The organism is Simplicispira piscis, from assembly GCF_054783455.1.
The window spans coordinates 1-1,144 of record NZ_BAAGQN010000036.1 but is presented as its reverse complement, the minus strand read 5'-3'; the positions used below and the strand labels follow the sequence as shown (position 1 = coordinate 1,144).

Genomic DNA, 1,144 nt, shown 5'->3' with positions numbered 1-1,144 from the left:
TCCACCCCTTCGGCCACCACGTCCAGGTCCAGGCTTTGCGCCAGCGCCAGGATGGTGCGCACGATGGCCGCGTCGTTCGGGTCGGTCAGCACGTCGCGCACAAAGCCCCGGTCGATCTTGACCTGGTCCAGCGGCAGGCGCTTGAGGTAGCCCAGGCTCGAATACCCGGTGCCAAAGTCGTCCAGCGCAAAGCCCACGCCTTCGCGCTTGAGTTGCACCATGCGCTCGATGGTGTCGTCCATGTCGCCCAGCAGCAGGCTTTCGGTCAGTTCGAGTTTCAGGCGCTTGGGGTTGGCACCGGTCTCGCGCAGGGTGTGCAGAACTTGCGCGGCAAAGTCGGGTTGGCGAAATTGCCGGGCGCTGACGTTGACGGCAATGCTCAGGTGGGCGGTTGCCTGCTGGGCGGCCCAGCGCACGAGTTGCTGGCAGGCGGTGTGCAGGATGTGCTGGCCCAGCGGCAGGATGAGGCCGGTCTGCTCGGCCAGGGGGATGAATTCCATCGGTGCGATGGCGCCGCGCTCGGGGTGGTTCCAGCGCGCCAGGGCTTCGGCGCCTTTGACGTGGCCGTGGTGGTCGACCACGGCCTGGTAGTGCACGAAGAGTTCGCCGCGCTGCAGGCCCTGGCGCAGGTCGGCTTCCAGGCTGGAGCGCTCGTGCAGGGCTTGCTGCATGCCAGGGTCGAAGAAGCGGTGGGTGTTGCGCCCGGCGGCCTTGGCTTCGTACATGGCTAGGTCGGCGCGCTTGAGCAGTTCGTCCACGCTCTGGCGTTCCTGGCCAAAGAGGGTCAGGCCGATGCTGGGGGTGCTGTAGTGCTGCTGGCCTGCCAGCTCAAAGGGGTTGTTCAGGGCCAAAAGCAGTTTGCGTGCCACGGCTTCGGCCTGGCGGGCGGCGTGGTCGGTGTCGGTGTCCAGGCCTTCGAGCAGGATGACGAATTCGTCGCCGCCAAAGCGCGCCACGGTGTCGCATTCGCGCACGCTGGCCGAGAGGCGGGCGGCCACTTGCGTGAGGAGCTGGTCGCCCATGTCGTGGCCCAGGGTGTCGTTGAGGTCTTTGAAGTTGTCCAGGTCGATGAACAGCAGGGCGCCGTGATGGTGGGTGCGCTGGCTGCTGAGCACCAGGCGGTGCAGGCGGTCGAGCAGCAGGC

Annotated in this window: 1 protein-coding gene; it reads right to left on the bottom strand. The window is 67.0% G+C overall.

The genetic code is table 11. The annotated features are described in order from the left end of the window. A partial coding sequence (locus ACYVOC_RS18870; RefSeq protein ID WP_461162786.1) for a putative bifunctional diguanylate cyclase/phosphodiesterase occupies nucleotides 1-1,144 on the bottom strand: 1,144 nt, incomplete at both ends.